Annotated in this window: 25 protein-coding genes; 18 read left to right on the forward strand and 7 right to left on the reverse strand. The window is 67.1% G+C overall.

From position 1 onward, the window contains the following. Positions 1-161 precede the first annotated feature (161 nt). The 4 genes from MRS60_RS00880 to MRS60_RS00895 form a co-directional block, all read right to left on the reverse strand. The gene (locus MRS60_RS00880) at positions 162-2516 is read right to left on the reverse strand and encodes a tetratricopeptide repeat protein (protein ID WP_175748222.1); all 2355 of its coding nucleotides are present in this window, start codon (positions 2514-2516) and stop codon (positions 162-164) included. 252 nt (positions 2517-2768) lie between these two features. Beyond that, positions 2769-3068: a flagellar protein FliT gene (locus MRS60_RS00885; protein ID WP_243565093.1), complete on the reverse strand. Its 300-nt coding sequence runs from the start codon at positions 3066-3068 to the stop codon at positions 2769-2771. 25 nt (positions 3069-3093) lie between these two features. Beyond that, the gene (gene fliD / locus MRS60_RS00890; protein WP_034183888.1) at positions 3094-4602 is read right to left on the reverse strand and encodes a flagellar filament capping protein FliD; all 1509 of its coding nucleotides are present in this window, start codon (positions 4600-4602) and stop codon (positions 3094-3096) included. A 132-nt stretch (positions 4603-4734) separates the two neighbouring features. After that, entirely contained in the window at positions 4735-5889 is a 1155-nt protein-coding gene (locus tag MRS60_RS00895) for a flagellin (protein WP_243565094.1), read from the reverse strand. A gap of 520 nt (positions 5890-6409) precedes the next feature. Here MRS60_RS00895 and rpsU point away from each other — a divergent pair. Continuing rightward, on the forward strand, positions 6410-6622 hold the full coding sequence (gene rpsU / locus MRS60_RS00900; RefSeq protein WP_006401410.1) for a 30S ribosomal protein S21: 213 nt from the start codon (positions 6410-6412) through the stop codon (positions 6620-6622). A 240-nt stretch (positions 6623-6862) separates the two neighbouring features. Here the strand turns inward: rpsU and MRS60_RS00905 are convergent, their stop codons facing one another. Beyond that, complete coding sequence (locus tag MRS60_RS00905) at positions 6863-7465, reverse strand: DNA-3-methyladenine glycosylase I (protein ID WP_034183890.1); 603 nt, start codon at positions 7463-7465, stop codon at positions 6863-6865. Positions 7466-7607: 142 nt separating this feature from the next. Between MRS60_RS00905 and MRS60_RS00910 the strand changes: the two genes are divergently transcribed. Together MRS60_RS00910 and MRS60_RS00915 are read left to right on the forward strand one after the other, a co-directional pair. Further along, the gene (locus MRS60_RS00910; RefSeq protein ID WP_034183891.1) at positions 7608-8489 is read left to right on the forward strand and encodes a BadF/BadG/BcrA/BcrD ATPase family protein; all 882 of its coding nucleotides are present in this window, start codon (positions 7608-7610) and stop codon (positions 8487-8489) included. Positions 8490-8634: 145 nt separating this feature from the next. After that, positions 8635-9459 (forward strand): Cof-type HAD-IIB family hydrolase, encoded by an 825-nt coding sequence (locus MRS60_RS00915; protein ID WP_131948762.1) that lies wholly within the window; start codon positions 8635-8637, stop codon positions 9457-9459. A gap of 131 nt (positions 9460-9590) precedes the next feature. Here the strand turns inward: MRS60_RS00915 and aqpZ are convergent, their stop codons facing one another. Next, positions 9591-10331 (reverse strand): aquaporin Z, encoded by a 741-nt coding sequence (gene aqpZ / locus MRS60_RS00920; protein ID WP_034183893.1) that lies wholly within the window; start codon positions 10329-10331, stop codon positions 9591-9593. Between the two features lie 300 nt (positions 10332-10631). Between aqpZ and MRS60_RS00925 the strand changes: the two genes are divergently transcribed. Then, the gene (locus MRS60_RS00925; RefSeq protein ID WP_034183894.1) at positions 10632-10928 is read left to right on the forward strand and encodes an H-NS histone family protein; all 297 of its coding nucleotides are present in this window, start codon (positions 10632-10634) and stop codon (positions 10926-10928) included. Between the two features lie 111 nt (positions 10929-11039). On the opposite strand, the gene MRS60_RS00930 is transcribed toward MRS60_RS00925, so the two are convergent. Continuing rightward, on the reverse strand, positions 11040-12104 hold the full coding sequence (locus tag MRS60_RS00930) for a glycosyltransferase family 4 protein (protein ID WP_034183895.1): 1065 nt from the start codon (positions 12102-12104) through the stop codon (positions 11040-11042). Positions 12105-12771: 667 nt separating this feature from the next. Between MRS60_RS00930 and flhD the strand changes: the two genes are divergently transcribed. The 14 genes from flhD (at position 12772) to MRS60_RS01000 (ending at position 25917) form a co-directional block, all read left to right on the forward strand. Beyond that, the gene (gene flhD, locus MRS60_RS00935; RefSeq protein WP_011350590.1) at positions 12772-13092 is read left to right on the forward strand and encodes a flagellar transcriptional regulator FlhD; all 321 of its coding nucleotides are present in this window, start codon (positions 12772-12774) and stop codon (positions 13090-13092) included. Positions 13093-13184: 92 nt separating this feature from the next. After that, complete coding sequence (gene flhC, locus MRS60_RS00940) at positions 13185-13739, forward strand: flagellar transcriptional regulator FlhC (protein ID WP_011350591.1); 555 nt, start codon at positions 13185-13187, stop codon at positions 13737-13739. A 175-nt stretch (positions 13740-13914) separates the two neighbouring features. Beyond that, positions 13915-14775 carry a flagellar motor stator protein MotA gene (gene motA / locus MRS60_RS00945; protein ID WP_034183896.1) on the forward strand — a complete coding sequence of 287 codons (861 nt, stop codon included), beginning with the start codon at positions 13915-13917 and terminating at the stop codon, positions 14773-14775. A gap of 13 nt (positions 14776-14788) precedes the next feature. Beyond that, positions 14789-15808, forward strand: a complete 1020-nt coding sequence (gene motB, locus MRS60_RS00950; RefSeq protein WP_034183897.1) for a flagellar motor protein MotB — start codon at positions 14789-14791, stop codon at positions 15806-15808. A gap of 24 nt (positions 15809-15832) precedes the next feature. After that, positions 15833-16210: a response regulator gene (locus MRS60_RS00955; protein ID WP_034183898.1), complete on the forward strand. Its 378-nt coding sequence runs from the start codon at positions 15833-15835 to the stop codon at positions 16208-16210. A gap of 33 nt (positions 16211-16243) precedes the next feature. Continuing rightward, positions 16244-18508, forward strand: a complete 2265-nt coding sequence (gene cheA / locus MRS60_RS00960) for a chemotaxis protein CheA (protein WP_243565095.1) — start codon at positions 16244-16246, stop codon at positions 18506-18508. A 48-nt stretch (positions 18509-18556) separates the two neighbouring features. After that, positions 18557-19081 carry a chemotaxis protein CheW gene (cheW, locus tag MRS60_RS00965; protein WP_034183900.1) on the forward strand — a complete coding sequence of 175 codons (525 nt, stop codon included), beginning with the start codon at positions 18557-18559 and terminating at the stop codon, positions 19079-19081. A gap of 37 nt (positions 19082-19118) precedes the next feature. After that, positions 19119-21089 carry a methyl-accepting chemotaxis protein gene (locus MRS60_RS00970; RefSeq protein ID WP_243565096.1) on the forward strand — a complete coding sequence of 657 codons (1971 nt, stop codon included), beginning with the start codon at positions 19119-19121 and terminating at the stop codon, positions 21087-21089. Between the two features lie 3 nt (positions 21090-21092). Beyond that, complete coding sequence (locus MRS60_RS00975) at positions 21093-22085, forward strand: CheR family methyltransferase (protein ID WP_034183902.1); 993 nt, start codon at positions 21093-21095, stop codon at positions 22083-22085. After that, positions 22082-22867: a chemoreceptor glutamine deamidase CheD gene (gene cheD, locus MRS60_RS00980; protein ID WP_034183903.1), complete on the forward strand. Its 786-nt coding sequence runs from the start codon at positions 22082-22084 to the stop codon at positions 22865-22867. The genes MRS60_RS00975 and cheD overlap by 4 nt, the downstream gene beginning before the upstream one ends. Continuing rightward, entirely contained in the window at positions 22864-23955 is a 1092-nt protein-coding gene (locus tag MRS60_RS00985) for a protein-glutamate methylesterase/protein-glutamine glutaminase (protein WP_034183904.1), read from the forward strand. The genes cheD and MRS60_RS00985 overlap by 4 nt, the downstream gene beginning before the upstream one ends. A gap of 67 nt (positions 23956-24022) precedes the next feature. Beyond that, positions 24023-24418, forward strand: coding sequence for a chemotaxis response regulator CheY (gene cheY / locus MRS60_RS00990; RefSeq protein ID WP_034183905.1), 396 nt, complete (start codon positions 24023-24025; stop codon positions 24416-24418). A gap of 1 nt (position 24419) precedes the next feature. Further along, positions 24420-25151 (forward strand): protein phosphatase CheZ, encoded by a 732-nt coding sequence (gene cheZ / locus MRS60_RS00995; RefSeq protein ID WP_243565097.1) that lies wholly within the window; start codon positions 24420-24422, stop codon positions 25149-25151. 262 nt (positions 25152-25413) lie between these two features. Further along, on the forward strand, positions 25414-25917 hold the full coding sequence (locus MRS60_RS01000) for a DUF2844 domain-containing protein (RefSeq protein WP_034183907.1): 504 nt from the start codon (positions 25414-25416) through the stop codon (positions 25915-25917). Position 25918 lies beyond the last annotated feature (1 nt).

Here is a 25918-nt window from a genome sequence, read left to right on the forward strand (position 1 = left end):
TCGAGCGCAAATGCGCACACCGGTGATCGTGAGAACACTCTAGCGGGTGCGACGCCCGGCTGATCGGCCGAGCAGGAGGCGGTTTGCGAGTCAATTCGCGGTAATGCCGCCGCTCGCTCGCCGGGCCGGCCGGTCGCGCCGCATGCAACCGGCCCGTGCGTTCAGCCGGCCGCTTCGTGGACGAGCATCGAGGTCGGCCGGTCGGGCAGGACCGCATCGAACGAGACCGGCGCATCGCCCGCGCACCAGCGGCGCCACATCATCCGCAACGCGACCGACAGCCCCTGCGCGACGACGTCGGGATGGAACGGCGCCGACGCTAGGCAGCGGTCGCGCAGGCCGCTGCGCAGCGTCTGCAGCATGTCGGGATCGTCGGCGAGCGCGATCGCCTTGCGGACGAACTCGTCCTTGTCGTGCGCAATGAAGGCGTCGAGATCGACCCGCTTGAGCCAGCTTGCGGAGCCGCGGGTCGGGATCGAAAACCCGGCGAGCGTCACGGTCGGCACGCCCATCCACAGCGCGTTGAGCGTCGTCGTCGAGCCGGCGTACGGGAACGTGTCGAGGCAAATGTCGACGCGATGATGCTGCTGCAGATAAACGGGGATGGTCGCGCGCGGCTGGAACGTCAGGCGCGCGGGATCGATGCCTTCGGCCGCAAACCAGCCGGCGATCGTGTCGCGATCGCGATCCTGCTCGATCGCGCCGATCACCATCCGCGCGTCGGGCTTCGCGCGCAGCACCGCGGCCCACAGCGCGATCACGTCCTGGCGCAGCTTGTTGAGCCGGTTGAAGCTGCCGTAGGTGACGTAGCCGTTGTGCAGCGCAGGCAAGCCGTTGACGGGCGGGCAGTTCGCCGGCGGCGAGTACGGCGCGAGCGCGGGCATGCGCACGATTTTCTCGACGAACTGGTCGTCCAGCTCGCCGGCCGGCGTGACGATGCTGTCACTGAGGTAGTAGTCGATCGTGCTCATGCCGGTCGTGCCCGGGTAGCCGATCCACGATGCCTGCAGCGGCGCGGGTTTGCGTGCGAGCGCGACCAGGCGGTTGCGGCCGGTGTGACCGGAGAGATCGATCAGGATATCGATGCGATCGTTGCGGATCTGTTCGGCGAGCGCGGCGTCGCCCAGCGTCGTCACGGTTTTCCACGTGGTGGCGTGCGCACGCAGTTTGGCGGTGACGTGATCGTCGATCACGAAGTTGTAGTAGAAGTGCAGCGATAGATTCGGGTCGCGGCTCAGGTGTTCGACGACGGGCAGCAAGTAGTGCGCGACCGCGTGGTTCAGCAGGTCGCCGGACACGAAGCCGATCCGCAACGCGCGCTCGGGGTCGCGAGAGTTGGCGTAATTTTTCGGCAGTACGTGTCTTTCGTGCCGTTTGCCGAATGCGCGATGTTCGTCGAGCAACATCTGCGGCGTGTTGGTGTCGTCGTGAATCAGGCTGAACAGCAGCGAACTGTGCGACACGCTGTCGTTCGGATCGATTTCGATGGTGCGCCGCAGCCAGGGAACCGCTTCCTGCGCGGCGCCCTGGTCCAGCAGCACGAAGCCGAGTGCCCCGTTGGGCGATGCCGCATGCGGCGCCAGTTCCACCGCGCGTCGGCATGCCGCGACGGCTTCCTGCTGGCGCCGCAGCCCGTGCAACGCGATGCCGAGAATCCGGTGCGCCTCCACATTCGTCGCTTGTGCGGCAATGATCAGGCGGCATTGGGTTTCCGCTTCCTGGAGCCGGGTCATGAGTCGCAGCGTATCGGCGAGCAGCGTCCGCAACAGGAGGTCGCCGGGAAAGCCTTCAAGTGCGCGATAGGCGATATCGATCATCTCGGCGTATTGCAGGTCTCTGTAAAGCGAGACCGCAAGGGCACGCAGGCACGCGGCGTCGTCCGGATATTCGGCGACGAGTCGCCGCGCGAGCGCGAGCGCTTCCGCCGATCGTTTCTTGTCGAAGAGTCCGGCGTGCTTCTGCAGCTTGTGCAACGGCGCTTTGCGCACGGGGCCGGCGGGGACGTCGCCGTTGGTGCTTTCGTGGGGCGCGTTCCGGGACGAAATATTCAGCGTGATGCCGGCCGGGCTGCCCGGGCCGGCGGCGGGTGCCGTGGGAAACGTCGCGGTGGGCGTTGCCATTTGCGAGATCAGGCCGTCCAGTGCGGGGCCGTGTACGCCGCGCTGCTGTGCCATTTCGACGGCGATCCATGCGGCAGGTGCCTGGTCCGCCCGGTACAACGCGTTGATGTAGCTGACCCAGCATTGGCCATTGCCGGGATTTTCCCCGAGCGCGATCTCGAAGTGCGGAATCGCGTCGGCCGGCTGCCCGGCGTCGACCAGCAGCACCGCGAGGTTGTAGTTCGCTTCCGCGTGTCCCGGGACGGCATCGAGGATCGCGTCATACAGCGCTTTCGCATCGTCGAACGCGCCGTCGTGATGGCGCTCGATGGCATTCTGCATGACGAGTGCGATATCTTGCTCGAACTGCTGCTCCGGGCTGAGCGTGGCGCGATCGGACGAGTCGAGTGGAAGCATGGCGGGGGACGCGGTTATTCGGTGTTTATCATTATCAGTAACGTGCGGTCGCGCCGAACTCGCGAGATGGTGCCAAAAGCGCGGCCAATTCCATCGATTGGACAGGGATGACGCGGCGGAGCGGCGACATACCGGATGCACAAAAAAACGCCCGCACGAGGCGGGCGGAGGCGAACGAGCACGCCCTCACATCAGCGCGTAGTTCTTGTTGTCGGGTTGGCGCGCGCAGGTTGGCGCGGCGTTTGCGGTGCGTTAGCGGCTCGCGACGTTCTGGTACTGGCCGACGGCCTGCACGCGGCCCATCGCCGCCTGGTATTCGTCGGTCAGCTCCTGCTGCGCGCGTTGCGCGTCGGCGAAGATACGTTCGTTGCTGGCCTGCATGCGGCGGATCGCGGCGATACCGGCCGGCGGCTGGTCGGCCGCGAGCAACGCGACGAGCGGCTCGCGCGCGTCGACGAGGCGTGTCGCCTCGATCCAGTCGGCCATCGATGCCGCATGTTCGATCGCATCGGTGAGCGCGTCGAGCTTCGCGATCAGTTCGGTCTGTTCCATCGTGGCTCTCCTGTCCGGCCGGCGGTCAGCCCTTGTTGTTCGACATCGCGCCGGCGCTGTTCGCGCCGCCGAACAGCTGCGTCAGGTACTGCGAGTTGCTGTTCATCGTCGCCATCAGCGTGTTGAGCGCGGTGAACTGCGCCTGGTACTGCTTGGTCAGCTGTGCCGCGTAGTTCGACAGGTTCGTCTGCTGCGTCGTGACGCTCTTCAGGTCGTTGCTGAGCGCCGTCGTGCGCGCGGCGATCAGCCCGTTCGTCTTCGTGTAATTCGTAATGTTCGTCGTCAGCTGCTCGCCGATTCCGTTCGTCGAGTTGAACAGCGACGCGACGCCCGACGGGTTGCTCTGCAGCGCGGTGTTGAGCGTCGTGCTGTCGGTCTTCAGCGTGCCGTCGGCCTGCAGCGTGACGCCGATCGACGCGAGGTTGATCGTCGAGCCGTTGTTGTTCACGCCGCTCGCGACGATCGACGCAAGCGAGTTCTTGATCGTGTTCAGCGTCGAATCGCCGAGCAGCGGGCCTTGCGACGACGCGCCGGACGTGAAGCTCGACAGCGAGCCCATCGTCGTGACGAGCGTGTTGTAGAGCGTCACGAAGTTGTTGACCGCGGCGGCCTGGGTTTTCGTATCGGTGGCGACCGTCAGCGTCTGGGTCTGGTTCGCGTTGACGGCGGCCGTGGTCAGGTTCAGCGTGACGCCGGTGATCGCGCTCGTCACGGTGTTGCTCGCGCTCGTGCCGGCGATGCCGTTGATCGTGAACGCAGCGTCCTGCGCGGCCGTGCTCTGCTTCCACGCGGCGCTGCCGTTCGCGGACGTGAACGTCGACTGGCCGCCCGTCGTGCTGGCCGTCGACGTGACGCCGAGGCTGGACAGGCCGTTGTCGCCGGACACGTTGCTGAGCGCGACGCTGATCGTGTTCGCCGCGCCGGTCGGCGTCGAGCTGAGCACGAGGTGCGCGCCGTCGCTGCCGTTGACGACCGATGCGACGATGCCCGGGTTGCCGGCCGTGCTGTTGATCGCAGCGGCGATGCCGGACAGCGTGTTGTTCGTGCTGTTGACGTCGACCGTGAACGACTGGCTGCCGAGCGACAGCGTCATCGTGCCGGTGCCGAGCGCCGTCGACGAACCGAACGCGGCCGACGACAGCGACTGCGACGTCGCGATCTGCGTGACGCCGACCGAATAGCTGCCGGCGACGGCGCCGGCGCCGGCGGTCGCGGTAAGGCCGGTGCCGCTCGCGGTCGCGGTGAAGGTGTTCTGCAGCGAGCCGTTCGACAGCGTCGTGAGGCTGGTCTGCAGCGCGCTCAGCGCGGCCGAAAGGGCGCCGTACGCGGAAATCTGGGTGTTGTCGCTGGCCTGCTTCGCGTTGAGCGCGGCGCTTTGACCGGCGGTCTTCGCATTGACGAGCGCCGTCACGAGCGAGTTGACGTCCATCGACGAGTTGCCGGTCGAACCGCTGATGATCGATTGCGCGGCTTGCTGCAGCTGGCTGTTGGCCGCGTTGGTGGCGGAATTGACGGCGGAATTGATCGTCGACATCGTGTTGCTCCGTGCGGCGGATGATCCGTGAAATGCTGGGTGAAGACCTGGCTGCGGGGCGAAGCCCCGCGCGCCAAGCGTTTGCGGCCGGGCCGCGCGTTACGCGGGGCCCGGCCGTCGGTTGCTACGCGATTACTGCAGGAGCTTCAGGACCTGCTGCGGCAGCGAGTTCGCTTGTGCGAGCACCGAGATGCCTGCTTGCTGCAGCACCTGGTTCTTCGACATGTTCGCGGTTTCCTGCGCGAAGTTCGCGTCGGTGATCTGCGACTGTGCCGACGACAGGTCGGTCGATTCTGCCTGCTGCGCCGTTGCGATCGCCGTGAAGCGGTTTTGTGCCGCGCCGAGTGCTGCCTGCACGTTGTTCACCGTTTGCAGCGCGTTGTCGATCGACACCATCGCGACGTTCGCACCGCTGACCGTGCTGATGTCGAGGTTCGACACGGTCTTCGGCGTGTTGACGGCGTTGATCTGCGCGATCGCATTGTTGATCGCCGTCAGCTGTGCGGCGGTGGTGCCTGCGCCCGTTGCGCCCGATTGCAGCGACAGCGCGCCGACTGCCGTGCCCGTGCCGGCCGTTGCGTTCGAGCCGAACACTGCCGTTGCTGCACCAGCGGCAATGCCCTGGCCGTTCTGGTCCGTGAACGAGTAGCCGCCCTTGCCGTCGGAAATCACGTTGATCGCGGTGATCGCTGCGGCCGAACCGGTATATGCGCCGGCTGCGTCAAGGCTCAGGCCCGTCACCGTGCCGACCGTCTGGCCCTTCTGCACCAGGCCGCCGCCGATCTTCGCAGCCGACATGCTTTGGCTCAGGTCCAGCGAAATCGTCTGGCCGACGTTCGCGCCGACCTGGAACGACACGATGCCTGCCGAGCCGTCGAGAATGTTCGTGCCGTTGTACGTCGTTTGCGACGAGATACGGTTCACTTCCTGGATCTGCTGCGCAACTTCCTGTTGCAGTGCTGCCTGGTCGGTCGTGGACATCGTGCCCGTCGACGCCTGGACGGCCAGCTGGCGGATACGCTGCAGGCTGTTCGTCAGCGACGACAGTGCGCTCGATGCCGTTTGGATCATCGACACGCCGTCGTTCGCGTTCGACACGCCCTGGTTCAGGCCGTTGATCTGCGTTTGCATCCGCGTCGAAATCGCGAGGCCGGCTGCGTCGTCGGCTGCGCTGTTGATGCGCTTGCCCGACGACAGACGCGTGATGGCTTGCGACAGTGCGCCTTGCGAGCCGTTGAGGTTCTGCTGAGCAACCAGCGAGTTGATGTTGCTATTAATTCCGAGCATGGAAAAATCTCCTGTTTAAGCCGAAAGCCCTGGAAAGCCGTTTTGGCGTCGGCGGAAGCACTCGTTCATTGCTGGCCGCCTCAGAGCAGGATTTCGGCGTGCCAAAACAAAACTTGAGGGGTGCGTTGAGATTCGTCCCGATTTTTTATCGTTCTTTGTCATTTCGGACGGGGTGGGTCAGATGCCCGGTTAACAGGGGGCAGAGACCGGCCCTGGCGACGGAGTTGCAAGGCTGTGCACACGGAATCGACAAAAGGATGGTTTTGTCTGTGATTCCCTGATATGATGGCGGGCTGAATTGAGATTTCTGTCACGCCTTTGCCGGTTTCGGCATGTCTGCTGGCAGTCAAACGCGGCGCTGCACGCGGTTGTGAAGCGTACTCGCGGTGCTTTCCGCCTCTCTTTTCCGGCCTCCGAGGCCGTATTTCCGCTCGTTTCGCCTGTTGTGGGGACGCTCGGATGGCCGGTGCGTGGCGCTTGGCCGCTACGTTTTTGACCGTTTAAGCAATTTAGGAACGACATGACGACGATTCTTCTGAAAGAAAACGAGCCGTTCGAAGTGGCGATTCGCCGCTTTCGTCGCGCTATCGAAAAAAATGGCCTGATCGCTGAACTGCGCGAACGCCAGTCTTACGAAAAGCCGACCGCAGTCCGCAAGCGCAAGAAGGCAGCAGCCGTCAAGCGCCTGCACAAGCGTCTGCGCAGCCAGATGCTGCCGAAGAAGCTCCACTAAGAGCGTCTTACGGTTTGCCGCGAAACGGCGGAGTGTGTCTCGAAAGAGGCCGCTCCGCCGTTTTGCTTTTGGAGGCCGGGGGAAAGTCCCGATGCCGTGTCGGCGAGGCCGCCGACACGCGCGTGCCGGTGATCTATCTGTCGCTCGCGGTCGGTCGTGCCGGCGTCGTCACGCGCCGCGCGGTGACTGGACGGGGCGGAGCCGATGCAGGCTCACTCAGGGTGATTGGGTTGGCGGCCGTCAGCCCGCCTTGCGCCGGCGTGCCGGCTGCTTGCCGCCGAGTGCCGCGCATTGCGCGTGGCACGGGCAGCCGGCCTCGTGATCGTTGACCATGCCGGTCGCCTGCATCAGCGCATAGCAGATCGTCGAACCGACGAACTTGCAGCCGTACGCCTTCAGCGCGTTGCTGAGCGCGTCGGACTGCTCGGTCGACGCGGGCGCGTCGCGATACGACTCCCATGCGTTCTGGACCGGCGTGTTGCCGACGAACGACCACAGGAACGCGGCGAGCGACCCGTGCTCGTCGCGGATGCGCTGCACGGCGCGCGCGTTGGTCACCGCAGATTGCACCTTCGCGCGGTTGCGCACGATGGCGGGATTCTCCAGCAGTTTCTCGATGTGCTTCGGCGTGAAGCGCGCGACGGCGTCGACATCGAAATCGGCGAACGCTTCGCGATAGCCCGCGCGCTTGTTCAGGATCGTCGACCACGACAGCCCGGCCTGCGCGCCTTCCAGGATCAGCATTTCGAACAGGTGGCGATCGTCGTGCGACGGCACGCCCCACTCGGTATCGTGATAGTGAGCATCCGCTTCCGTCTTCACCCAGTTGCACCGCTGCGACATCGTCTGCCTCGTTTTCAGTGTCGGTTCGATCGCGCCAGCATAGCGGAAGCCCTTTTCGCGGGATAGCCGGCCGAACGGCAGATGGGCGCGCGGTACCGATCCGGTTAAGCTTGGCGCCTGTTCGAATCAGCGGGATGAAGGCATGGCGACATTACTTTTTGCGATCGGCATCGACGGCGGCGGCACGGGTACGCGCGCGGTGCTGGCCGACCGGCACGGGCGCGAGCTCGCGCAGGGGCGCGGCGGCCCGTCGGGGCTCGGTCTCGGCATCGAGCGTGCGTGGGCGTCGATCGGCGCAGCCTGCGCGGATGCGTTCACGCAGGCCGGCTTTGCGTTCGACTGGCCGCAATGCGCGCTCGGCTGCGGGCTCGCAGGCGTCAACAATGCGGCATGGCTCGCCGCGTTCCGCGCGCAGGCGCCGCTCGGCGCGCTCGCAATCGAGAGCGACGCGTATACGACCGTCGTCGGCGCGCACGGCGGCGCGCCGGGGCTCATCGTCGCGCTGGGCACCGGCAGCATCGCGGCGGCGCTCGATGCGGGCGGCGTATGCCGGATCGCGGGCGGCTTCGGCTTTCCGTCCGGCGACGAGGCGAGCGGCGCGTGGCTCGGCGTGCGTGCGCTCGCATATGCGCAACAGGCGCTCGACGGCCGCGTGCCGCGCGACGCGTTCGCCGACGCGCTGCTCGCGGAAACGGGCGCGCAGGATCGCGACGCGCTCGTCCAGTGGTCGTGCGATGCGAACCAGACGATCTACGCGCGGCTCGCGCCGGTCGTGTTCGCGCACCGCTCGCACCCGGTCGCGGGCGCGCTGATCGCGCAGGCCGGCGAAGAGATCGGCAAGATGATCGATGCGCTCGATCCGCAGCAGGCGCTGCCGGTCGCGCTGTGCGGCGGGCTCGCGGATGCGCTCGCGCCGGCCGTGCCGGCGCGCCACGCCGCGCGGCTGCGCGCGCCGCTCGACGATTCGGCGCACGGCGCGCTGCGGCTCGCGCTGCAGGCGCTGCGGGCGGCGGAAGGTGCTTGAATGTGGCTGAACGTGTCTGACGCGGGTTGACGGCGCGCCGCAGCGGCGCCGAAGGCGGCGCCTGACCGGGAACCGTCCGGCGCGCAGCCGGGCGCGACGTTAGAATGGCCGTTCCGCAGAGCCCTGAGCGCCATTCTTCCGTCCCATGTACAAAGTCATCGCCACCGATCTCGACGGTACCCTGCTGAACAGCGACCACCAGCTCGATCCGTACACGATCGATACCGTCCGCCGGCTCGAGCGCGACGGCCTGCAGTTCGTGATCGCCACCGGGCGCCATTACGCGGACGTCGCGGGCATTCGCGACGTGCTCGGCATCCGGCCGTACCTGATCACGTCGAACGGCGCGCGCGTGCATGCGCCGGACGACACGACGATCCACGCGCAGGACATCGATCCCGCGATCGTCCGCGGCCTCGTGCAGCCGGACGTCGTCGGCACGCATGGCCGCGTGATCGTCAACCTGTTCACCGACCAGGGCTGGCTGATCGACCGCGATGCACCGCACCTGCTCGAATTCCACCAGGATTCGGGCTTCCGGTACGACGTGATCGACATGCCCGCGCACGACGGCGCGGATATCGCGAAGGTGCTGTATATCGGCGAACCGGCCGATCTGGCGCTCGTCGCCGAGCAGATGCGCGTGCGGTTCGGCGATGCGCTGTACGTCACGTACTCGCTGCCCGACTGTCTGGAAGTGATGACCGCGAACGTGTCGAAGGGCCGTGCGCTGCGCACGGTGCTCGCGCGGCTCGGCGTCGATACCGGTCACTGCATCGCGTTCGGCGACAACATGAACGACATCGACCTGCTCGAAACCGCCGGCCACGCGTTCATGATGAACAACGCAAATCCCGACCTGGTCGCGCGGCTGCCGCACATCCCGCGAATCGGCAACAACTTCGATGCGGGCGTCGCCCGCCACCTGCGCACGCTGTTCTCGCTCGAGGACAACGTCGCTGCTTCCTGAGCGAACAACCCGAGCGTGCTTCCCGCGCGGCAATGAAAAACGGGCGCCAGGGGCGCCCGTCGAAATTGCCTGCCTCGATGTTCTTCGACAGCGTGAGGCTCGCTGTTCTGCTCGCGTGACCCCGTAGTGTTTTATTCGCTTGTGCGAGCCGATGCCGGCAGCAGGTCGACGGCGTCGTCGCGCCCCGCGACCAGCGGGTAGATGATCCCGGCGAGTACCGCGCCGATCAGCGGTGCCACCCAGAACAGCCAGAGCTGGCCGATCGCGTCGCCGCCGACGAACAGCGCCGGGCCGGTCGAGCGCGCCGGGTTCACCGACGTGTTGGTGACCGGAATCGAGATCAGGTGAATCAGCGTCAGGCACAGGCCGATCGCGATCGGCGCGAAGCCGGCCGGCGCGCGCTTGTCGGTGGCGCCGAGGATCACGAACAGGAAGAAGCCCGTCATCACGACTTCGCAGATGAACGCCGCAGCCAGCGAGTAGTGGCCGGGCGAGCGCTCGCCGAAGCCGTTCGTCGCAAAGCCGCTGCCGACGACGTCGAAGCCCGGCTTGCCGGTCGCGATCAGGTACAGCACGAACGCGCCGAGCGTCGCGCCGACAACCTGCGCGACGATGTACGGCGCGAGATCGCGTGCCGGGAAACGCCCGGCAACCGTCAGGCCGACGCTCACCGCCGGATTCAGGTGGCAACCCGAAATGTGGCCGATTGCGAATGCCATCGTCAGCACGGTCAGGCCAAAGGCAAGTGCGACGCCGGCAAAGCCGATGCCGAGGCCCGGAAAGGCGGCGGCCAGCACGGCGCTTCCGCACCCGCCGAGCACCAGCCAGAACGTGCCGAATACCTCTGCAGCGAGACGCTGAGAAAGATTCATGTAAGGACCTCGTCCAAGTGGATTGAAGACAACCGGTCGACACGACGGATTTATTCCGTCGCCCGGAATTGGTCTGGATTATAGGAAATGAATCGGGTCCGGGAGGGTCAACGATTGTTAAATTTGAATGGCTGACGAATGCCTTTTATTAGAATAAGCCCGCATTCTCGATATAGCCGAATTGGTTAAAGATGACAGTATTTATTTCGAAGGGTAGGGCGGCAGTGCGGATGGCGTAACGGATGTTTGTGTCCCGGTCGGATTCGCCGGGGCCGCATCATCGAAAAGGGAGTCGAAAAAATGTCTCAATACGCGAAACTCAAGGCGCAGATCGCCGATCTGCAGGCCCAGGCGGACGACGTACGCCGCCAGGAAGTGGCGGCGGTGATTGCCGACGTTCAGCGAATGATTGCCGAATACGGCCTGACGGCCCAGGACCTGGGCTTCGCGGAGCGGGCGCGGCGCGGCCGCCCGCCGAAGAAGGCGCCGCTGCCCCCGAAATACCGTGATCCGAAGTCGGGTGCGACCTGGAGCGGGCGCGGCAAGCCGCCGAATTGGATCGCCGGGAAAAACCGCGATCGATTCCTGATCGAATGACTGAAAGCCAAAAAGAAAGAGCCGCATCGTCGATGCGGCTCTTTTGCTTTGCGGTTTTGCGCGCCGATTTCGGCGCGGATTTTACGGAATATTTCCGCGCGGATTTCCGCGTCAGGCGCCTGCGACCCGGCGCAATGCCGGTTGCCTGGTCGCCGTGCAAAGCGATTCGTAAGTCTCGACATAACGCTGCGCCATGGCCTTCGAGCTGAAACGCGTGTCGAAACGTTCGCGGATCGCGGTGCGCGACAGGCTGTCGATCCGGTGCAAGGCGCCGACCGCGCCCTGCACGTCCTCGACGATGAAGCCGGTCACGCCGTCCTCGATCACTTCCGGCACCGAGCCGCGATTGAACGCGACGACCGGCGTACCGCAAGCCATCGCCTCGATCATCACCAGGCCGAAGGGTTCCGGCCAGTCGATCGGGAACAGCAGCGCCTTCGCACCGGACAGGAACGCGGGCTTCTGCGCTTCGTTGATCTCGCCGATGAATTCGACGTGTGCCTGGCCGAGCAGCGGCTCGATCACTTCCTTGAAGTAGTCGGCGTCGGCCTTGTCGACCTTCGCGGCGATCTTCAGCGGCAGCCCGCTTTGCGCGGCGATCCGGATCGCCGTGTCGACGCGCTTTTCGGGACAGATCCGGCCGAGGAACGCGAGGTATTCGGGCTTCACGCCCGGCTGCGGCGTGAGCAGCGTGTCGGGCAGCCCGTGGTACACGGTGCCGGCCCACGCGGCCTGCGGCAGCGGCTTGCGCTGGTTGTTCGAGATCGACACGACCGGCGCGTCCGGGAACGAGTCGAACACGGGCTGCAGCTCCGGCAGGTCGAGGCGGCCGTGCAGCGTCGTCACGTACGGCGTGTCGAGGCGCGACATCAGCGGGAACGGCAGGTAGTCGAGGTGGAAGTGCAGCACGTCGAATTCATGTGCGACGCGGGCGACCTGCTCAAGGAGCCGCATGTGGGGCGCCATCGAATCGCGGATCGACGGGTCGAGCCGCAGTGCGCGCGGCCAGGCCGCCTCGAGGCGGGCCGACGTGACGGAGTCGCCGCTGGCGAACAGCGTCACGTCGTGCCCGAGTTCGACGAGCGCCTCGGTGAGGTAGGACACGACACGCTCGGTGCCGCCGTAGAGTTTCGGCGGGACGGCTTCGTAAAGGGGCGCGATCTGGGCAATTCGCATGGATGTTCTCCGATGTCGATCCGTGTGGGCGCTGCGGCGCCGATGCGGATCCCCTACAAGGTTGCGGAACTCGCCGACGCACGCTGTTGGCGGTACGTGGCCGGGCCCTGGGCGGGGTGCGCGGGGCGCCGGACGGCAAGCTGCGGGGCGGGCCGGCACGGCTCGCGCCGCCGCCCATTGGAGTCCATTATCGGTATCGGCCTGAGGGGTTCGAGTGTTTTTTCAAACACTTAAGGCTTGTTACACGATGAAATACGCAAAAACCCCGAGAAAAAGGGCGGGAAAACATAAATCGAGACAGAATCAACTATTGTTGCGCCATCGTGAAAAACCACTATAATTTTTACCGATCCGATTGTCGGCGGCCTTGCCGGCAAGCCTTCCGCCATTGCGCGGCGGCCATCGGGCCCATCTCGGCCGAATTCGCGCCGTCACCCGCTTTCCCGATTGCCTCCTTTCAATTCGCCTTGTCGGAAAAATTCCTACACGGTTTACAGACAAATCCTGCGCGGCATACGCCACTTCGCTGATACCGACATAAATGCCGTTTGGCCAAAATTCGCCCTGTAAGAATATAAACGAGCCGACTGAGCGCCAGGTGCGCCCTGATCGAGCAAACGTTGTCATAACACGAATGGCCAAAGCAAAGCTCTTTAACGGGGGAATCATGAGCGCTACCAGCGAAATGCTCAGTGAGATCAAAGAGGTCAACCTGTCGTACCTCCTCCTCGCGCAACGCCTGTTGCGGGAAGACAAGGCGATGGGCATGTTCCGCATGGGAATTTCCCAGGAACTTGCCGACGTGCTCGCGAACCTCACGCTCGCACAGACCGTGAAGCTCGCCGCGTCGAACCAGATGCTGTGCCGCTTCCGCTTCGACGATCACGCGCTGCTGTCGTCGCTCGCCGACAAGGGCCGCAGCGATGTCGTCGCGCATGCCCACTCGGCCATCCTGATGGCCGGGCAGCAGGTCGAAGGCGTCCGCTGATCCATCCCGCCTTGCGTTTGTCCCGGCGTGCCGCGCCGGCCGGCAGCGTATTGGCCATCCATCCGAACCACGTCAAGCGGACAGTTATCACCATGGCAAGCAAAAGCGTCGTGATCGAGGTGAAGGAAATCACCCTCGCCATCGAACTGATCGAACTGGGCGCCAGGCTGCAGTTGCTGGAGGCGGAGACGAGCCTGTCGCGGGACCGTCTGATCAAGCTGTACAAGGAACTGAAGGGCGTGTCGCCGCCGAAGGGGATGCTGCCGTTCTCGACCGACTGGTTCATGACGTGGCAGCCGAACATCCACTCGTCGCTGTTCTACAACATCTACCGGTTCATGCAGGACCACGGCCGCTGCGAGCCGATCCAGTCGATCGTGAAAGCGTACCGGCTCTATCAGGAGCACGTGAACCTGTCCGGCGACGAGGCCGCGCTGAGCCTCACGCGCGCGTGGACGCTCGTGCGCTTCTTCGATTCGGGGATGCTGCAGATGACCCCGTGCACGCGCTGCGGCGGCCACTTCGTCGCGCATGCGCATGATCCGCATCAAGGTTTCGTCTGCGGCCTGTGCCAGCCGCCGTCGCGCGCGGGCAAGACCCGCAAGGCCGCCGCCGCGCGCGCCGAACTGGCCGCCGCCGCGGCCTGAGCGCCGGGCAGGGCCGGGCGGGGCGCGAGCGGCTGCCGCGGGCCGCGCGAACCGTCTGCCGACTGCTGGTAAACACCGTCGGGCCGCCGCCGGGCGGCCGCGAAAGTTTTCCTGCCGACTGCCGTAAACCTGTTTAACGGCGATCTTCCCGCCGGTCTTTCATGAGGGACAGGCAGTGCTGATTATCGTGGGAACACTCGTGACGCTGTTGTCGGTCTTCGGCGGTTATGCGCTGGCAGGCGGGCATCTGGGCGCCCTGATCCAGCCCATCGAGATCCTGATGATCGTAGGCGCCGGCGTCGGCGCATTCATCCTCGGCAACGGTGGCAAGACCATCATGGCCACGCTGCGCGTGCTGCCGACGCTCTTCAAGGGCTCGAAATACACGAAGGACGTCTATATGGAGCTGATGGCGCTCCTGTACGTGCTGCTCGCGAAGGCGCGCAAGGAAGGCACGCTGACGCTCGAGGCCGACATCGACGATCCGGAAAAGAGCCCGATCTTCACGCAATACCCGAAGATCCTCGCCGATCACCACATCGTCGAATTCCTGACCGACTACCTGCGCCTGATGGTGGGCGGCAACATGAACGCGTTCGAGATCGAGAGCCTGATGGACGAGGAGATCGAGACGCACCACTCGGAAGGCGAAGGCCCCGCGCACGCGCTGATGCGCGTCGGCGACGCGATGCCGGCGTTCGGCATCGTCGCGGCCGTGATGGGCGTCGTGCACACGATGGCGTCCGCGGACAAGCCGCCCGCGGTGCTCGGCGCGATGATCGCGCAGGCGCTGGTCGGCACGTTCCTCGGGATCCTGCTGTCGTACGGGCTGATCGGGCCGCTCGCGAGCCTCGCGGAGCAGCGCGTCGCCGAGTCGACCAAGATGTTCCAGTGCATCAAGGTGACGATCCTCGCGACGCTGAACGGCTATGCGCCGGCGATCGCGGTCGAGTTCGGCCGGAAGGTGCTGTTCTCGACCGAGCGGCCGTCGTTTTCCGAGCTCGAAGAGCACGTGCGCCGCGTGAAGGCGAAGTGACGCGGAGCGACCAATGAGCAAGAGCAAGGATCGCGCGATCGTCGTCAAGCGGGTGGCCCCGGCGAAGAAGGGCCACCACGGCGGCGCATGGAAGCTCGCGTACGCGGACTTCATGACCGCGATGATGGCGTTCTTCCTGCTGATGTGGCTGCTGAGCTCGGTCACGCCGGTGCAGCTGAAGGGGATCGCCGAATACTTCAACACGCCGCTGAAGGCCGCGCTGTTCGGCAGCGGCGACCGCAACTCGCAGGACTCGAGCATCATCAACGGCGGCGGCCGCGACCTGTCGAGCACCGACGCCGGCACGCTGCGCCGCACCGACGGCACGACGTCGCTCGCCGAGCGCGTCGCGAAGCCGGTCGACGAGCATGCGCAAGCGCAGGCGCAGGGCGCGATCGAGCGGCTCGAGCAGGCGCGCCTGCACGACCTGCAGATCAAGCTGATGGCCGCGATCGAGGCCAACCCGACGCTGCGCCAGTTCAAGCAGCAGATCCGCATCGACTCGACGCTGATGGGGCTGCGCATCGAGATCGTCGATACGCAGAAGCGGCCGATGTTCGCGATGTCGAGCGACCACGTCGAGCCGTACATGCGCGACATCCTGCGCGAAATCGGCAAGACGCTGAACGACGTGCCGAACCGGATCATCGTCCAGGGCCATACCGACGCCGTGCCGTACGCAGGCGGCGAGGGCGGCTACAGCAACTGGGAACTGTCGGCCGACCGTGCGAACGCGTCGCGCCGCGAGTTGATTTCCGGCGGCATGGACGAGGCGAAAGTGCTGCGCGTGCTCGGCCTCGCGTCGACGCAGAACCTGAACAAGGCCGACCCGCTCGATCCGGAAAACCGCCGGATCAGCGTGATCGTGCTGAACCGCAAATCCGAAGAAGCGCTGATGCGCGACGACGCGACGACCACGACGCTGTCGGCCGACGCGGCGGGCTCGAAGCTGCTCGCGCAGCAGCTCGCCGGCCCGGTGCCGGCCGCGCGTCCGGCGGTCGCGAGCGCCGCCGCCGCGGCGCCGAAACCCTGACGTTCCCGAGATTCCGAGACAGACATGATCCGAACCATTCTCGCCATCGACGACTCCGCGACCATGCGTGCGCTGCTGCAGGCAACGCTTGCGCAGGCCGGCTACGACGTGACGGTGGCGCCGGACGGCGAAGCCGGCTTCGACATGGCCGCGACCGCGCCGTACGACCTGGTGCTGACCGACCAGAACATGCCGCGCAAGAACGGGCTCGAGGTGATCGCCGCGCTGCGCAAGCTGACCGCGTATGCGAACACGCCGATCCTCGTGCTGACGACCGAAGGCAGCGATGCCTTCAAGGACGCCGCGCGCGACGCGGGCGCGACCGGCTGGATCGAGAAGCCGATCGATCCGGTCGTGCTGGTCGACCTGGTCGCGACGCTGTCCGAGCCGGCTGCCTCCTGAAATGAACGCGACGAATCCAACCGGTGACCGGGCATGACTCTCGATATCACGCAGTTCTACCAGACCTTTTTCGACGAAGCGGACGAGTTGCTCGCGCAGATGGAGCAGCTTCTGCTGAACCTCGACGTCGACTCGCCCGACCCCGAAGACCTGGCCGCGATCTTCCGCGCCGCGCATTCGATCAAGGGCGGCGCGGCGACGTTCGGCTTTTCCGCGCTGACCGATACGACGCACATCCTCGAATCGCTCCTCGACCGCGCGCGCAACCATGAGTTGACGCTGACCAAGGAGATGATCGACGCGTTCCTCGAGACCAAGGACGTGTTGTCCGACCAGCTCGTCGACTACCGCGCGAGCGCCGAACCGGACGCGGCAGCCGCCGCGACGATCTGCGCGAAGCTCGAACGGCTGAAGGCCGAGAGCGGCGCGGCCGCGCCTGCCGCGCCGGTCGCCGCTGCTGCCGCACCGGCTGCCCCGGCTGCCCCGGCCGCACCGACCGCGGAGCCCGCCGGCGGCGGCGATCGCGCGCCCGATCATGTGGTCGAGCAGGCCGTCGCGGCCGCGCATCCGGCGGCCGACGCGGGCGAAGACGGCCCGCACCTGAAGATCACGCTGGCGGGCGTCGACGCGAAGGACCGGGAACTGCTCAGCGAAGAACTCGGCAACCTCGGCCGGATCGTCGGCCGCGAGGAAGCGGGCGCCGACCTGACGCTGTGGCTCGAATCGGACGTGCCGTCCGACGACATCGTCGCGGTGTGCTGCTTCGTGATCGACGAAAGCCAGATCCGCATCGCGCACGGCACGGCGCCGGCCGCGCCGGCGGCACCGGCTGCCGCGCAGGACGCCGCTGCACCGGCCGCCGAACCGGCTGCCGCCGCGCAACCCGCCGCGCGGGTCGAGGTATTCGCGCCGCAGGCCGCCGCGCCGCAACCGGCCGCACCGGCACCGGCTCCCGCTCCCGCAGCCGTCGAGCCGGCCGCGGCAACGCAACCGCCGCAGCAACCCCAACGGCCGCAGGCCGAACATGCGGCGCAGGCCGCCGCGCATCACGACGACAAGCGCCCGCGCCCGGCCGCCGCGGCCGCATCGGGCGCCGAAGGCAGCTCGATCCGCGTCGGCGTCGAGAAGGTCGACCAGCTGATCAACCTCGTCGGCGAGCTCGTGATTACGCAGGCGATGCTCGCGGAGACCGCGAGCGCGTTCGATCCGGCGCTGCACGACCGCCTGTTCAACGGGATGGCGCAGCTCGAGCGCAACGCGCGCGACCTGCAGGAAGCCGTGATGTCGATCCGCATGATGCCGATGGACTACGTGTTCAGCCGCTTCCCGCGGCTCGTGCGCGACCTCGCCGGCAAGCTCGGCAAGCAGGTCGAGCTCGTCACGTTCGGCCAGGCGACCGAGCTCGACAAGAGCCTGATCGAACGGATCATCGACCCGCTCACGCACCTCGTGCGCAACAGCCTCGACCACGGGATCGAAACCGTCGACAAGCGCGTCGCCGCCGGCAAGGACGCGGTCGGCCAGCTCGTGCTGTCGGCCGCGCATCACGGCGGCAACATCGTGATCGAGGTCAGCGACGACGGCGCGGGCCTGAACCGCGAGCGGATCCTCGCGAAGGCCGCGAAGCAGGGCATGCCGGTGTCCGACAACATCAGCGACGACGAAGTCTGGCAGCTGATCTTCGCGCCGGGCTTCTCGACCGCCGAGACGGTGACCGACGTGTCGGGCCGCGGCGTCGGGATGGACGTCGTGAAGCGCAACATCCAGTCGATGGGCGGCCACGTCGAGATCACGTCGCAGGCCGGCCGCGGTACGACCACGCGGATCGTGCTGCCGCTGACGCTCGCGATCCTCGACGGGATGTCGGTGAAGGTCGGCAGCGAGATCTTCATCCTGCCGCTGAACTTCGTGATGGAGTCGCTGCAGCCGTCGATCGACGACATCTACACGGTCGGCAACGGCGAGCGCGTGGTGCGCGTGCGCGGCGAATACCTGCCGCTGGTCGCACTGCACGAGGTGTTCTCGGTCGAGGACGCGCGCACCGACCCGACGCAGGGGATCGTCACGATCATGCAAACCGAGGGGCGCCGCTTCGCAATGCTGATCGACGAACTGGTCGGCCAGCAGCAGGTGGTCGTGAAGAACCTCGAAACCAATTATCGCAAGGTGCACGGCATCTCGGCGGCGACCATCCTCGGCGACGGCAGCGTCGCGCTGATCGTCGACGTCGCGGCGCTGAACCGAGAAACCCGTGCGACGCACGGCGCCCGAGCCGGCGCCGAGCTCGCGATGTTCTGACTCTCGCCATTCAACCGATTGGGGGCAAACGTGTCTGCTGAAGTCCAAATGATTCATCCGGCCGCGGCGAACGCGGCCAATGCGACAACCGGCCGCCGCGACGCGGCGCAAGGCGACGCGACGGGCCAGGAATTCCTCGTGTTCACGCTCGGCGACGAGGAATACGGGATCGACATCCTGAAGGTGCAGGAAATCCGCGGCTACGACAGCGTCACGCGCATCGCGAACGCGCCGGACTTCATCAAGGGCGTGATCAACCTGCGCGGCATCATCGTGCCGATCGTCGACATGCGGATCAAGTTCCATCTCGGCCGCGTCGAGTACGACCACCAGACCGTCGTGATCATCCTGAACGTCGCGCACCGCGTGGTCGGGATGGTGGTCGACGGCGTGTCGGACGTGCTGACGCTGCAGACCGACCAGATCATGCCGGCGCCGGAATTCGGCGCGACGCTGACGACCGAGTACCTGACGGGCCTCGGCACGGTCGACGGCCGGATGCTGATCCTGATGGACATCGAGAAGCTGATGTCGAGCCGTGAAATGGCGCTGATCGAGACACTCGGCGGGTAAGCGCGCCGCGCGCGCAGGAATTTCGGGAGAATCTGCAATGTTGCATAACTGGTCGATCCGCACGACGCTGACGGCGGTCGGACTCATCCTCGTGTGCCTGGCCGCCGCGGTCGGCGGGCTCGGCCTCTACGCGCTCAATCACGCGAGTCGTTCGCTCGATGAGATCGCGCACGTCGACCTGCCGGCGATCCACACGCTGGACGACACGGCCGCGCACCTGCTGCGCTCACGCGTTGCGCTCGACCGCTTCCGTACGCTGACCGAAGCCGGCAATGCGGCCGAGGCGGCGAAGGTGCTCGACCGGGCGCAGGAGCTGTATGCGAAGTCGAACCAGAACTGGCAGGCGTTCCAGTCGCTGCCGAAGCTCGGTGTCGAGCAGGCGCTCCTCGACGAGCTCACCGCCCGCTACACGACGATCATGAAGGAAGGCGTCGAGCCCGAATTTGCCGCGGCGCGCGCGGGCGACATGGCGGCGTACCACGCGATTGCCGACGCGAAGATCAGCCCGCTGTTCGTCGCGTTCGACCAGACGGCGGCGGCCGTGATCGCGTCGCTGCAGAAGCGCGCGGAAGAGCGCCGTGCCGCGACGCAGTCGCAGATCTCGCTGATGGTCGCGCTGATCGCGGCCGGCATCGCGATTGCGTTCGTGGTCGTGATCGCGATCCGCTTCGCGATGCGCGGGCTGATCGTGAAGCCGCTCGAGGACGCGATCGCGCACTTCGAGCGGATCGCCGGCGGCGATCTCACGCAGCCGGTGAACGTGTCCAGCACGAACGAGATGGGCCGCCTGTTCGGCGGCATCAAGCGGATGCAGGACGCCGTCACGACGATGGTGCAGTCCGTGCATCGCGGCACCGAATCGATCGACGTCGGCGCGCGCGAGATCGCGACCGGCAACATCGACCTGTCGCAGCGCACCGAGGAGCAGGCCGCGTCGCTGCAGGAAACCGCATCGAGCATGGAGCAGCTGACGGGCACCGTGCGGCAGAACGCGGAGAACGCGCGGCAGGCGAGCCAGCTCGCGGTGAACGCGTCGGACATCGCGACGCAGGGCGGCGAGGTGGTCGGCCAGGTCGTGTCGACGATGCAGGACATCGCGACGAGTTCGGGCAAGGTCGTCGACATCATCGGCACGATCGAAGGCATCGCGTTCCAGACCAACATCCTCGCGCTGAACGCGGCGGTCGAAGCCGCGCGTGCGGGCGAGCAGGGCCGCGGCTTCGCGGTGGTCGCGGGCGAGGTGCGCTCGCTTGCGCAGCGCAGCGCGAGCGCCGCGAAGGAAATCAAGCAGCTGATCGGCGATTCGGCCGAGAAGGTCGACAGCGGGTCGGCGCTCGTCGCGCGCGCGGGCTCGACGATGGACGAGATCGTGCAGGCCGTGCGCCGCGTGACCGACATCATGGGCGAGATCAGCGCCGCGTCGGAAGAGCAGTCGACCGGCATCGAGCAGGTCAACCGTGCAGTCAGCCAGATGGATTCGGTCACGCAGCAGAACGCGGCGCTCGTCGAGCAGGCAGCGGCCGCGGCCGCGTCGCTCGAGGAGCAGACGCGCCAGATGAAGGCGATCGTGTCGGGCTGGCGCGTGACGGGCGGCATCGTGCTCGCGCCGGCGCGCGGCGTCGCGCGGCCGGGCGCGCATGGTTCGGCGAGCGTGCCGGCACTGCCGTCGGAGCCGCGTCGCGACGCGGCGCCGGTCGCCGCGCTGCCGGCGCCGCAGGCGGCGGCACAACCGGCACGGCGCGCCGCGCCGGGGTCGCATGCGGCCACGTCGGCGGCGGGCGCAAGCCAAGCGAAGCGCGCGGCGGACTCCGATGCGCGCACGCAGAAGGAAGCACCCGCGTCCCGCGGCGCCGCTGCAGGCGGCTACGGGCCGCGTCTCGCGAAGTCGGCCGCCGCCCCGGCGGACAAGCCGGCCGCGAAGCCCGCGCTCGTGCGCCCCGCGCTGAACGGCGAGAAGCCGGCGCTGGCCGCGGCCGGCACGTCCGACGACGACTGGGAGACCTTCTAAGCCATGCCGAACGCGCGCGCGCCGTTTCGACCCGATGCACCGGATGCCTCGCCTCGCGCGGGCGAGCCGGGGCGCGACTTCGCGTTCACCGGCGCGGATTTTGCCCGCATCCGCGCGCTGATCCACCAACGCGCGGGGATCTCGCTGTCCGAGCACAAGCGCGACATGGCGTACAGCCGTCTCGCGCGGCGGCTGCGCGCGCGCGGCCTCGACACGTTCCGCGACTACCTCGACCTGCTCGAGCAGGAAGACGATCCGCTCGAGTGGGAGGCGTTCACCAACGCGCTGACGACCAACCTGACCGCGTTCTTCCGCGAGTCGCATCACTTCCCGATCCTGTCGGAGTTCGTGAAGGGGCGGCCGGCGCCCGTGTCGGTATGGTGCTCGGCGGCGTCGACCGGCGAGGAGCCGTACTCGATCGCGATCACGCTGATCGAGGCGCTCGGCGAATCGGCGGCGCGCGGCGCGTCGATCCTCGCGACCGATCTCGACACGCAGGTGCTCGCGAAGGCGGAAGCCGGCATCTATACGTACGACCAGGTCAAGCACCTGTCGCCCGAGCGGCTGAAGCGCTTTTTCCTGAAGGGCACGGGCGCGCAGGCCGGCCGCGTGAAGGTGCGTCCCGAGCTGCGCGCGATGATCCGCTTCGAGCAGCTGAACCTGACCGATGCGGACTACGGGATCGCGAAGCCGTTCGACGCGATCTTCTGCCGCAACGTGATGATCTATTTCGACAAGCCGACGCAGGGGCAGGTGCTGTCGCGCTTCGAGCCGCTCGTGAAGCCGGGCGGGCTGCTGTTCGCCGGCCATTCGGAAAACTTCACGTACGTCACGCAGGCGTTCCGCCTGCGCGGGCAGACGGTGTACGAACTGACGCGCGACGCCGCGCAGGGTGCGCGGCCGCGTGGCGCGCAGGCGCCCGCGGCGGCCGCCATGCCGTCGCGCGTGCCCGCACGGGCCGCGGACGCCGCGCCCGCCTATGGAGATCGCGGATGAGCGCACTGCCGATCGCGACCAATCGCTATTTCGACAACCACTTCGGCCGTCCCGGCGTGAAGCTGTTGCCGAACGAGTTCTACACGACGTCCGAGGACATGGTGCTGATGACCGTGCTCGGCTCGTGCGTCGCCGCGTGCCTGCACGACCCGTACGCGGGCATCGGCGGGATGAACCACTTCATGCTGCCCGACGACGGCACCGATCCGGGCGCGGCCGCGTCGGAATCGATGCGCTACGGTGCGTATGCGATGGAAGTGCTGATCAACGAGCTGATCAAGGCCGGCGGGCGCCGCGAGCGCATCGAGGCGAAGGTGTTCGGCGGCGCGGCCGTGCTGGCCGGGATGACGACCATCAACATCGGCGATCGCAACGCGGATTTCGTGCGCCGCTACCTCGCGCTCGAGCGCATCCGCATCACGGCGGAAGACCTGCAGGGCGTGCACCCGCGCAAGGTCGCGTTCATGCCGCACACGGGGCGCGCGATGGTGAAGAAGCTGCGGCTGCAGGTGCCTGGCGTCACCGAGCGCGAAGCCGCGCTCGCGCGCGAGGCCGAGCGCGCCGCACGGCCGCGCGCGCACGTCGAGCTGTTCGCGGCGAAGCGGCCGGCCGCGCCGCAGCCGGCGCGCCCGCGCATCGAACTGTTCGGCGCGCGCAGCGCGAGCCCGGGCGGCACCGGCGCGGGCAGTGCCGGCGGCGTGCGGGCGGCGAACCCATATGCCGGGAGCCCGGGCGCCGGAAGCGCGTACGCGGGGAACCTATCGAAAAAGCAGGAGGCATGACCGCAGTGCAGAAGATCAAAGTATTGTGCGTCGACGATTCGGCGCTGATCCGCAGCCTGATGACGGAGATCATCAACAGCCAGCCCGACATGGCGGTGTGTGCGACCGCACCCGATCCGATCGTCGCGCGCGAGCTCATCAAGCAGCACAACCCCGACGTGCTCACGCTCGACGTCGAAATGCCGCGCATGGACGGGCTCGACTTCCTCGAGAAGCTGATGCGCCTGCGGCCGATGCCGGTCGTGATGGTGTCGTCGCTGACCGAGCGCGGCTCGGAGATCACGCTGCGCGCGCTCGAGCTCGGCGCGGTGGATTTCGTCACCAAGCCGCGCGTCGGGATTCGCGACGGGATGCTCGACTACGCGGAAAAGCTCGCCGACAAGATCCGCGCGGCGTCGCGCGCACGCGTGCGCCAGGCGCCGCAGCCGCAGGCCGCCGCGCGCACGGCGGACAGCCAGGCGGCCGCGCCGATGATCAACAACCCGCTCGTCAGTACCGAGAAGCTGATCATCATCGGCGCGTCGACGGGCGGCACCGAGGCGATCCGCGAAGTGCTGACGCCGCTGCCGCCGGATGCGCCGGCGGTGCTGATCGCGCAGCACATGCCGCCCGGCTTCACGAAATCGTTCGCGCAGCGGCTGAACGGCCTGTGCCGGATCGCGGTGAAGGAAGCCGAGCACGGCGAGCGCGTGCTGCCGGGCCACGCGTACATCGCGCCGGGCCATGCGCACCTGCTGCTCGCGAGAAGCGGCGCGAACTACATCGCGCAGCTGTCGGACGAGCCGCCGGTGAACCGTCACCGCCCGTCGGTCGACGTGCTGTTCCGCTCGGCGGCGACGCACGCGGGCAAGAACGCGATCGGCGTGATCCTCACCGGGATGGGCCGCGACGGCGCGGCCGGCCTGCTGGAAATGAAACGCGCGGGCGCTTACACGTTCGCGCAGGATGAAGCGAGCTGTATCGTGTTCGGGATGCCGCGCGAGGCGATCGCGCTCGGCGGTGCGGACGAGGTTGTGCCGCTCGCCGACATGAGCCGCCGCGTGATGGCGCGACTGGCGACGATGGGCGACCGCGTGCAGCGCGTGTGAATGGAATGTCACGGGGCGCGTGCCACGATACGCGTCCTGACGGAAACGAATCTGGAAAGGAACGACGATGGACAAGAGCATGAAAATCCTGGTGGTGGACGATTTCCCGACGATGCGCCGGATCGTCCGCAACCTGCTCAAGGAACTGGGCTACACGAACGTCGACGAAGCGGAGGACGGTGCGGCCGGTCTCGCGCGGCTGCGCGGCGGCGGCTTCGAATTCGTGATCTCGGACTGGAACATGCCGAACCTCGACGGCCTCGCGATGCTGAAGGAAATCCGCGCGGACGCGACGCTCACGCACCTGCCGGTGCTGATGGTCACGGCCGAGTCGAAGAAGGAGAACATCATCGCGGCCGCGCAGGCGGGCGCGAGCGGCTACGTCGTGAAACCGTTCACGGCCGCGACGCTCGACGAGAAGCTGAACAAGATCATCGACAAGATGGCGAAGACCGGGAGCTGACGTGAACGAGCCGATCCATGCGGCGCTCGCCGGCGCGGGGTTCAGTGCCGACAGCCACCCCGAAGGCGCCGATCTCGCGAGCGACCGCATTCTCGCGCGCATCGGCCAGGTCACGCGCGCGCTGCGCGATTCGATGCGCGAGCTCGGGCTCGACAAGCATGTCGAGCGCGCGGCGGAAGCCGTGCCCGATGCGCGCGACCGGCTGCGCTACGTCGCGACGATGACCGAGCAGGCCGCGGTGCGCGTGCTGAACGCGATCGAGGTCGCGAAGCCCATGCAGGAGCGCATCCAGAACGAGGCTGAGGCGCTTGACGCGCGTTGGGCGCAGTGGTACGCGGCGCCGATCGAGCACGCGGAAGTGCGCGAGCTGATGGACGATACGCGCACGTTCCTGCGCACGCTGCCCGAGTCGACGTCGGCGACCAGCGCGCAGCTGCTCGAGATCATGCTCGCGCAGGATTTCCAGGACCTGACCGGGCAGGTGATCAAGAAGATCATGGACATGGTCTACCTGATCGAGCAGCAGCTCCTCACCGTGCTCGTCGAGAACATCGCGCCCGAGCGGCGCGAGCAGTTCGCGGCCACCGCGGCCGCGCTCGCGGCCGAGCAGATGAGCTCGACCGGCAGCCCGGAGTCGCTGCTGAACGGCCCGCAGATCGCGCCGGAAGGCAAGTCCGACGTGGTCCAGGACCAGGGACAGGTCGACGACCTGCTCGCGAGCCTGGGCTTTTGAGCTTGCTGCAGTGCATCGGCGCGCTCCGTTTCGCGGGGCCGTCCGATGCGCGCGTCACGCCGTTCCCGCCACGTTTTCCCACGCTCGCCGTGCACGCGCGCACCCTGTTCGGGCTGCGTCGAATTGACACTTCGACACACTCAGCAGGCATACTACGCGTCAGCAGTAATGGAGCGTCATTCGTACGATTTCATATGTTGACCGGCGGCGCGGGCACGATGGCTGTGCCGCCGGCAACGAAGCCAGTCCCTTGGGGGGGAACGTGAAGCTGAAACGCTTGGGCTGGGCCGTCGCACACGCGACGGCTGCAATGGGTGTGCTGTGGACCGTCCACGCACACGCGGAACTGGGCGGCGCGCCGATGTCGCCGCCGGCGGACGATCGGGCTGCAACCGTGCGTGCGATGCAGCGCGCGATGCGTTCGGCCGATGGCGTGCAGACGAGCACGGCCGCCTATACCGTCCGCGAGATCACGCTCGGGTCGGGCACCGTCATCCACGAATACACGTCGGCCGCCGGCAGCGTGTTCGGTCTCGCATGGCGCGGGCCGACGATGCCGGATCTCGCGTCGCTGCTCGGCAGCTATTTCCCGCAGTACACCGCCGGCGTCCAGGCGGCGCATGCGGCGCACGGCTGGCGCGCGCCCGTGTCCGTCGACACCAGCGGCCTCGTGATCCGGACGGGCGGCCACATGGGCGCCTTCTCGGGCCAGGCGTGGCTGCCGGCGGCACTGCCTGCCGGCCTCGCCGGCAACGACATCCAGTGAC

Origin of the sequence: Burkholderia pyrrocinia (assembly GCF_022809715.1) — a bacterium.
Taxonomy (GTDB): Bacteria; Pseudomonadota; Gammaproteobacteria; order Burkholderiales; family Burkholderiaceae; genus Burkholderia; species Burkholderia pyrrocinia_C.

What these genes read in the sequence shown, in the direction of transcription:
- cheW (WP_034183900.1), top strand. Translation starts at nt 18,557, where the DNA reads ATGATTCATCCGGCCGCGGCGAACGCGGCCAATGCGACAACCGGCCGC.
- MRS60_RS00970 (WP_243565096.1), top strand. Translation starts at nt 19,119, where the DNA reads ATGTTGCATAACTGGTCGATCCGCACGACGCTGACGGCGGTCGGACTC.
- cheA (WP_243565095.1), top strand. Translation starts at nt 16,244, where the DNA reads ATGACTCTCGATATCACGCAGTTCTACCAGACCTTTTTCGACGAAGCG.
- MRS60_RS00985 (WP_034183904.1), top strand. Translation starts at nt 22,864, where the DNA reads ATGACCGCAGTGCAGAAGATCAAAGTATTGTGCGTCGACGATTCGGCG.
- MRS60_RS00925 (WP_034183894.1), top strand. Translation starts at nt 10,632, where the DNA reads ATGTCTCAATACGCGAAACTCAAGGCGCAGATCGCCGATCTGCAGGCC.
- MRS60_RS00885 (WP_243565093.1), bottom strand. Translation starts at nt 3,068, where the DNA reads ATGGAACAGACCGAACTGATCGCGAAGCTCGACGCGCTCACCGATGCG.
- fliD (WP_034183888.1), bottom strand. Translation starts at nt 4,602, where the DNA reads ATGTCGACGATCAATTCCGCCGTCAATTCCGCCACCAACGCGGCCAAC.
- rpsU (WP_006401410.1), top strand. Translation starts at nt 6,410, where the DNA reads ATGACGACGATTCTTCTGAAAGAAAACGAGCCGTTCGAAGTGGCGATT.
- flhD (WP_011350590.1), top strand. Translation starts at nt 12,772, where the DNA reads ATGAGCGCTACCAGCGAAATGCTCAGTGAGATCAAAGAGGTCAACCTG.
- cheD (WP_034183903.1), top strand. Translation starts at nt 22,082, where the DNA reads ATGAGCGCACTGCCGATCGCGACCAATCGCTATTTCGACAACCACTTC.
- MRS60_RS00955 (WP_034183898.1), top strand. Translation starts at nt 15,833, where the DNA reads ATGATCCGAACCATTCTCGCCATCGACGACTCCGCGACCATGCGTGCG.
- MRS60_RS00905 (WP_034183890.1), bottom strand. Translation starts at nt 7,465, where the DNA reads ATGTCGCAGCGGTGCAACTGGGTGAAGACGGAAGCGGATGCTCACTAT.
- flhC (WP_011350591.1), top strand. Translation starts at nt 13,185, where the DNA reads ATGGCAAGCAAAAGCGTCGTGATCGAGGTGAAGGAAATCACCCTCGCC.
- MRS60_RS00915 (WP_131948762.1), top strand. Translation starts at nt 8,635, where the DNA reads ATGTACAAAGTCATCGCCACCGATCTCGACGGTACCCTGCTGAACAGC.
- MRS60_RS00975 (WP_034183902.1), top strand. Translation starts at nt 21,093, where the DNA reads ATGCCGAACGCGCGCGCGCCGTTTCGACCCGATGCACCGGATGCCTCG.
- MRS60_RS00910 (WP_034183891.1), top strand. Translation starts at nt 7,608, where the DNA reads ATGGCGACATTACTTTTTGCGATCGGCATCGACGGCGGCGGCACGGGT.
- MRS60_RS00895 (WP_243565094.1), bottom strand. Translation starts at nt 5,889, where the DNA reads ATGCTCGGAATTAATAGCAACATCAACTCGCTGGTTGCTCAGCAGAAC.
- MRS60_RS00880 (WP_175748222.1), bottom strand. Translation starts at nt 2,516, where the DNA reads ATGCTTCCACTCGACTCGTCCGATCGCGCCACGCTCAGCCCGGAGCAG.
- aqpZ (WP_034183893.1), bottom strand. Translation starts at nt 10,331, where the DNA reads ATGAATCTTTCTCAGCGTCTCGCTGCAGAGGTATTCGGCACGTTCTGG.
- MRS60_RS00930 (WP_034183895.1), bottom strand. Translation starts at nt 12,104, where the DNA reads ATGCGAATTGCCCAGATCGCGCCCCTTTACGAAGCCGTCCCGCCGAAA.
- motB (WP_034183897.1), top strand. Translation starts at nt 14,789, where the DNA reads ATGAGCAAGAGCAAGGATCGCGCGATCGTCGTCAAGCGGGTGGCCCCG.
- cheY (WP_034183905.1), top strand. Translation starts at nt 24,023, where the DNA reads ATGGACAAGAGCATGAAAATCCTGGTGGTGGACGATTTCCCGACGATG.